The following is a 6,236-nucleotide window of genomic DNA, read 5'->3' as shown; positions in this document are numbered from 1 at the left end:
CCGTTGTACTTGACCTCGCTCACGGCTGTTCCTGTTGCTGTATCGGACATGGCTATACCTCCAGAACCGTTACGTTGAAAATGTTTTCAGCTGTAGCCGCTGCTGCGAGGGTGACGGTAATTGTTCCGTCAGCCTCAACAACGTTGTCTCCGAACTGATCCTGGTTGCCGGCTGGCAGGATGCCAGGTAGGCACCCACCCGTCGGCGAGCGCAATCAGCCCACGTCCCCCTTGCCGTGCTGGCGCAGCTGGATGGCCACGTCCAGGTCCTGCGCCGTGGGACAGGCATGGGCGTTCAGGTCCGCGATGGACCAGGCGATGCGCAATACCCTGTCATAGCCGCGCGCACTGAGCCGCAGTGACTCCGTGGCCCGGTTCAGCCCGGCCAGGGTCGCCGAAAGCAGGCGCAGCTCGTTGCGCAGGATCGATCCCGGCACCTCCGCATTGGTGACGATCCCCCAGCGCTTGAGCCGGTCGCGTGCCGCGCCTCGGGCCTCGCGCACCCGCGCCGCAACCACGGCCGAGGACTCGCCCCCTCCGCGTCCGGCCAGTTCATGGGGTGAGAGCTGCGGAACAAAGAGTTGCATGTCGATCCGGTCCAGCAACGGTCCCGAGAGCCTGGCCAGGTAGCGGCGGCGCTGCATTGGGGTGCAGGTGCACTCGGTGCCCTTCCCCAGGTTCCTTCCGCATGGACACGGATTCGCCGCCAGCAGCAGTTGGAAACGCGCCGGGTAACTTGCCGTTCCGGATGCGCGATGCAGGGTGAGCACGCCGGATTCCAGCGGCTGGCGCAACGCATCGAGTGCCGGGGCGGAAAATTCTGGTGCCTCGTCCAGGAAAAGGACGCCCCGATGGGCACGGGAGGCGGCACCGGGCCGCGGGATGCCGCTGCCGCCGCCAATCAGCGCCACCATGGACGCACTGTGGTGCGGGGATTCGAAGGGCGGCCGGCGCAACAGCGAGGTGATGGGACGCCCTCCGGCCGCCAGCGAGTGAACGGCAGTGGTTTCCAGCGCCTGGGCGTCGTCAAGGTCGGGCAGCAGCCCCGGCAGGCGCTGCGCGAGCATGGTCTTCCCTGCCCCGGGCGGCCCGGTGAACAGCAGGTGGTGGCCGCCGACGGCCGCGACCTCCAACGCATACCGCCCCTGGGCCTGGCCGACAACATCGGAGAGGTCCAATGCCGGTGACCTGGTCGCGGACCACCCAGCCGTGGTGCGTGCGGGCGAGTCGTGCCGCGCCCTGTACTGCAGCTCCAGCGGGTTTGCGCCGCAATCGGCAAGCACCTGTGACAGGTGGGCGTAGGAACGCACCGAAGCGCCGGCAACCAGTTCCGCCTCCGACTGGTTCTGGGCTGCCACCACGACGTTTGGGTAGCCATCGCGCACAGCGGCCATGACCGCAGGAAGCACCCCGGAGATGGGGCGCAGCGATCCGTCAAGCCCCAGCTCCGCGACATAGACGACTCCGGGAGCAGGCGTGATGGATCGGTCAGCGGCCAGCGCCGCCAGCAGGATGGCCAGGTCGAATCCCGACCCGCGCTTGTGCAGCGTCGCGGGTGTCAGGTTCACCGTCAGGCGACGGTTGGGCAGCGGAATGCCGGAGTTTCGTGCGGCTGAGCGAATGCGCTCGCGCGATTCGTTCAGTGCCGCGTCGGGCAGCCCCAGCAGGATGAAGGCGGGGATGCCGTTGCCCACGTCGGCTTCCACCTCGATGAGCTGGCCGTTGAGTCCGGTCAGGCCAATGCCGAGGGTGCGGGCCAGGCTCATGAGTCCACCCCGATCAAGTGTTCGATGCTTGGTTCTCGCCCCGGAGCCATGAGGATTGCCAGCACGTCCACCCGAACGGTGTGCGGATTCCGGCGGTGGGTCACGCACCATTGACGTACCAGGCGCGAGAGCCTGCGCAGCTTCTGCGAGTTCACCGCCTCGGCCGGATGGCCGAAGCCCAGGGAGCTGCGAGTCTTGACCTCAACGCCAACGACCTGGCCGTCAGTCTCGGCAACTATGTCCAGTTCCCCGATGTTGCAGCGCCAATTGCGTTCCAGCACCGTGTATCCGGCACCGGTGAGATAGACCGCGGCAAGTTCCTCCCCCGCGGCGCCGAGTTCCTGGTTGTGGTTCATAAGCACACTCCTCTCCGTTGAGACGCGCAGGCGCTCATCGGGAGACAGTTGAGCGGGAGCGGTCTGATTTCAAGCGTGCACGGCGTGGCGCAGCAACGGATCCGGATCGAACAGAGGTGTGGATAAGCGGAAATCGGATACCGGCGAGCGCGGCATCAAGGCTGGTCGGATTTGTGGCGCCCCTGGGAACCGTCTGCACCCTTCACGGCAAATGCATAAGCGCCTTGCTGCCTGAATGAGAAGCGGGCCGTTGCCTCATCCCGATTCGGGAAGCGGCAACGGCCCGTTCGTGGCGCGGTCGGTGGTACCAGCGGGGCCGGATCATCCTCCGTAGGGCCAGGACCAGCCGCCGTTGTCTTCGGGGTCGTAGGCGACCTGGCCCTTGAGGGCATCCACGTCGAGCACGACCTTGCCCTTGACGGTTTGGCCCGGGTTGACCACCGGCGGCAGCAACACCGAGTCGTCGAAGCAGCCCCAGGCCGTCTCCGAGGTCACGTTGCGGTCCGGGGACCCGGCCGAGGTCGTGACGGAGAAGGCCTCCGCGACCAATGGCATGAACAGCTCCTTGGATCCTCCCGCCGCCTTGTCGGAGACCGAGGCGGCCAGGGTCGCCTCGACGTCAAGGACCAGGAACTTGGTGCGCATCGGGCTGAGCGGCTGGTTTCCCACGCGCGCATCGCACCGCGACAGGAGCTGGCTGTTGGTGACCTCAATGGTGAAGTAGCTCTTGTTGGTTTTTTCGTCGACCAGGCCGGCCTTTTCGCCGGCCTTCTTCTGGACGTTGTCGAATTTGTCGATCTTCACCTCGGTGCCGGTGGACGGATCGACTTCGGCGGCTGCGGGGCCCGCAACAAGGTCGCCGGGGAGTTCCCATTCCGTGCTGCTTGCGGCACCGGCCATGCCGATGCCCCATGCCGCGAGACCGAGGACCGCAACGCCCGAAACGGCGCCGGTGATGATCTTGCCCTGCTTTTTCATGGTCAGAACCTCTTTAGGTAGTCGCCGGAAGTCACTCGGATTCCGTGTTTGGTCAGGTATTCGCCGATCTTCTTCGATCCAAGGTAGGCCCAGGACTTCTTGCCGTCCTTGTCGGTGACCAGCACCCGGTTGTAGTTCTGGTCAGCCAGCGGCTTGTTGGGGTTGAAGCGTTCCCACTTGTCCATGTTGGCCACGGTTGCGCGGTAGCTGGCCGGCTTGATGTCCATTCGCTCGACAACCACTTTGTCGGAGGCCTTCCCGCTGGGGATCACATAGGACAGCCAGGTCTTGTTGGGCTGGAGGTACATGCTGTGGGAGGAGATCGACGTCTTGGTTTCCCTGGAGGTCTTTCCTCGCAGGATGTAGTAGGCCGACTGCCCCTTGCGAAGCGTCCCATAGACCGCAAAGGAGTACTGGCCCGTCTTGTCCAGGTACTTGTTTGAAATCCAGCCCGTGCCCTTCGAGGACTTGACCTTTGACCAGCCGTTGGCTGTCGTCAGGTAGGTGACGCGCTCGTTGGCCGGAACCGTTCCCAGTTTTGGGTGCGAGGTGCCGGCCCCCTTGCGGATGTTTACCTTCGCAGTTGTCCAGCGATGGGCGGTTTTGGGTGCCGCGGGCTTGGGCGCGGGCTTCTGGGCGGCCGGGGCGTTCTTGAGGTACCTGGAGGCCACCCAGCCGGCTTTGTTCTTGTACGTGGTCTTGCTCCAGGTGCCGCTGGTCTGGGTGACGGTGACCGTGGTGTTCTTCGGGATCACCACCAGCACCTTGTTCGTGGCGCTCTTGGCCGCACGCAAATTCAGGTTGTACGTGGTGGTCTTCCGCGTGGAGGACTCGACCTGGGTCTTGGGCGCCGGCTTCTTGGCGGCAGGGGCGTTCTTGAGATATCGCGAGGCCACCCAGCCGGTCTTGTTCTTGTACGTGGTCTTGCTCCAGGTGCCGCTGGTCTCGGTGATGGCCACGGCGGAGTTTTTCGGAATGGTCAGCAGCACCTTGTTCTTAGTGCTTTTGCCCGCGCGCAGGTTGAGGTTGTGGGTGGTGGCCTTCTTCAGGTTCACCTTCTTCAAGGCAATCGCGCTACCCGCGGGTTCCAGCACCATCGACGCCGATGCCGTGGTTTCCGCGGCCGGGGCGAGTCCGTGGGTGGCCGGCGGCGACGCAAAGCCCGAGCTGCTTCCGGTCACCACTACGGCCAGCGCCAGGGCTGTGGCGATTCTCTTCTTCTGCAATTGGATCCCCCATTGATGCTGGTCTTCTCGGCGCCGGGCTCGGCCATGGCGGCGGCCCGGACGAAGGCATTTAAACCACCATACGTGCGCCGAATGGACAATTGTCGTTTCCACTCGATGATTACGCTTTCTTCTCCGGATTTCGGGTTCATGAAGGCGGGTTCCGGCCGGACTATCCTCCATAGGGCCAGGACCATCCGCCGTTGTCCTCGGGGTCGTACGCGACCCTTCCCCGGGGGACGCCTACGTCCAACACGACCTTGCCGGAGACGCTCTGCCCCGGATTGACGACGGGAGGCAGAAGTTGCGCATCGTCAAAGCAGCCCCAGGCCGTCTCGGGGGTGACATTGCGGTCAACTTCCCCGCCGGGGTTGCTCACCGAGAATGCCTCGGCTACCAACGGCATGAACAGGTCTTCCGGGCCTCCTCCGGCCTTCTCGGCGACGGAGTCCGCCAGGGACGGGCTGACGTCAAGCACCAGGAATGCGGTGCGGGTTGGACGGAGCTTGTCGGTGCCGACGCGCGGTGTGCAGTCATCCACCACTTCGCTGTCGGTGACCTCGATGGTGAAGTAGCTCGTCTTGGTCTGTTCGTCGAAGAGTCCGGCCTGCTGGCCCGGGCCCTTTTCGACGTTGTCCAAGGCATCGGCCTTCACCTTGCGGCCGGTGGATGGGTTGGTTTCCGCGATTGCCGGTCCGGCACCCAGGTCCGCCGTGGGCGTCGGACCGTGCGTGGGGGCCGTGGCGGCGTAGCCGATTCCCCAGGCCGCGAAGCCGGCCACGACCACCGCCGAGGTGGTGCCGGCGATGATTTTCCCGTGCGTCCTCATTTTCAGTACCGCCTCAGATAGTCGCCGGAGGTCACGCGAATGCCGTTCTTCACCAGGTAGTTGCTGATCTTCGAAGCCCCCACGTAGGCCCAGGAACGCTTGCCGTCCTTGTCGGTGACGAGCTTGCGGTTGTAGTTCTGGTCGGCCAGCGGCTTGCGCGGATCGAAGCGTTCCCACTTGTCCAGGTCGGCCAACGTTGCGCGGTAGCTGGCAGGCCGGATGTCAATGCGTTCGACCACGACGCTTCGGGCGGAGGACGAGCTTGGAATGATGAACGACCACCATGTCTGGTCAGGCTTGAGATACATGTTGAAGTTGGCAATCCGGGTCCGTGGTTCGCCCCCGCAGCAGGTGGTAGGCGGACTGCCCCTTGCGCAGGGTCCCGTAGACGGCGACCGGGTGCTGGCCATGGGCGTCCAGATAGCGGTTGGAAATCCAGCCCGTGCCCTTTGACGTCTTCACGTTTGACCAACCGCTGGCCGTCCCGAGGTAGGTGACGCGGTCGTTGGACCGCACCACTCCCAGGCTCGCGTACGAGGTGCCTGCGCCCCTGCGGACATTCACGTTTGCCATGGTCCAGCGGTAGGCGATCTTGGCGGCCGACGCGTTCTCCAGGTAGCGCGAGGCCACCCAGCCGGTCTTGCCCCGGTAGCTGGTCTTGCTCCACGAACCACTGGTCTCGGTGACGGTCACCGCGGTGTTCTTCGGGATCATCACCAGCACCTTCGTGCCGGTGCTCCTGCCCTGGCGCAGGTTCAGGTTGTAGGCGGTGACCTTCTTCAGGTTCACCGTCCCCATCGCGATGCCCAGTGTCGCGGCCCCGGCCGGCTGAAGGGTCGTGGCCGGACTCCAGGTCGCTCGGGCGACCGGGTCCAGTTCGTGGTTGGCCCCCGGCGCAGTGAACCCCGCACTGCTTCCGGTGACCGCAACGGCGATGGCAAGTGCCGCGGCTAGTTTTGTGCTCTGCAATCGAATCACCCCGTAGGTTTTTGTCCTTCTCGATTCGGCCGCGGACCGGAGGCAGAGAGCCGCTCCACGACGCCGTGATGTGCTTTGACGTTGACGCCGTTGCCCGGTCGCAG

7 protein-coding genes are annotated in these 6,236 nt (G+C 64.8%); all 7 read right to left on the bottom strand.

From position 1 onward, the window contains the following. Nucleotides 1–214: 214 nt before the first annotated feature. Nucleotides 215–1,765, bottom strand: coding sequence for a YifB family Mg chelatase-like AAA ATPase (locus tag AC6CHY_RS12330; protein WP_498226885.1), 1,551 nt, complete (start codon nucleotides 1,763–1,765; stop codon nucleotides 215–217). Then, nucleotides 1,762–2,121 carry a YraN family protein gene (locus tag AC6CHY_RS12325; protein ID WP_498226884.1) on the bottom strand — a complete coding sequence of 120 codons (360 nt, stop codon included), beginning with the start codon at nucleotides 2,119–2,121 and terminating at the stop codon, nucleotides 1,762–1,764. The genes AC6CHY_RS12330 and AC6CHY_RS12325 overlap by 4 nt, the downstream gene beginning before the upstream one ends. 321 nt (nucleotides 2,122–2,442) lie before the next feature. Further along, the gene (locus tag AC6CHY_RS12320) at nucleotides 2,443–3,099 is read right to left on the bottom strand and encodes a hypothetical protein (RefSeq protein ID WP_498226883.1); all 657 of its coding nucleotides are present in this window, start codon (nucleotides 3,097–3,099) and stop codon (nucleotides 2,443–2,445) included. Between the two features lie 2 nt (nucleotides 3,100–3,101). Then, entirely contained in the window at nucleotides 3,102–4,325 is a 1,224-nt protein-coding gene (locus AC6CHY_RS12315; RefSeq protein WP_498226882.1) for an SH3 domain-containing protein, read from the bottom strand. Between the two features lie 172 nt (nucleotides 4,326–4,497). Next, nucleotides 4,498–5,154, bottom strand: a complete 657-nt coding sequence (locus AC6CHY_RS12310; RefSeq protein WP_498226880.1) for a hypothetical protein — start codon at nucleotides 5,152–5,154, stop codon at nucleotides 4,498–4,500. A gap of 2 nt (nucleotides 5,155–5,156) precedes the next feature. Further along, a complete protein-coding gene (locus tag AC6CHY_RS12305) occupies nucleotides 5,157–5,462 on the bottom strand; it encodes a hypothetical protein (protein ID WP_498226879.1) in 306 nt (101 codons plus the stop codon). Next, nucleotides 5,446–6,123 carry an SH3 domain-containing protein gene (locus AC6CHY_RS12300; RefSeq protein ID WP_498226878.1) on the bottom strand — a complete coding sequence of 226 codons (678 nt, stop codon included), beginning with the start codon at nucleotides 6,121–6,123 and terminating at the stop codon, nucleotides 5,446–5,448. Before AC6CHY_RS12300 ends, AC6CHY_RS12305 begins: the two co-directional genes overlap by 17 nt. Nucleotides 6,124–6,236: the final 113 nt, after the last annotated feature.

It is taken from the genome of Paeniglutamicibacter sp. GQ140 (genome assembly GCF_059759235.1).
The sequence above is the reverse complement of the archived record's forward strand: the minus strand, read 5'-3'. Positions and strand labels throughout refer to the sequence as shown.

Bases quoted from the DNA above. Each gene is read 5' to 3' on its own strand.
- AC6CHY_RS12330 (WP_498226885.1), bottom strand. From the start codon at position 1,765: ATGAGCCTGGCCCGCACCCTCGGCATTGGCCTGACCGGACTCAACGGC.
- AC6CHY_RS12325 (WP_498226884.1), bottom strand. From the start codon at position 2,121: ATGAACCACAACCAGGAACTCGGCGCCGCGGGGGAGGAACTTGCCGCG.
- AC6CHY_RS12320 (WP_498226883.1), bottom strand. From the start codon at position 3,099: ATGAAAAAGCAGGGCAAGATCATCACCGGCGCCGTTTCGGGCGTTGCG.
- AC6CHY_RS12310 (WP_498226880.1), bottom strand. From the start codon at position 5,154: ATGAGGACGCACGGGAAAATCATCGCCGGCACCACCTCGGCGGTGGTC.
- AC6CHY_RS12305 (WP_498226879.1), bottom strand. From the start codon at position 5,462: ATGTATCTCAAGCCTGACCAGACATGGTGGTCGTTCATCATTCCAAGC.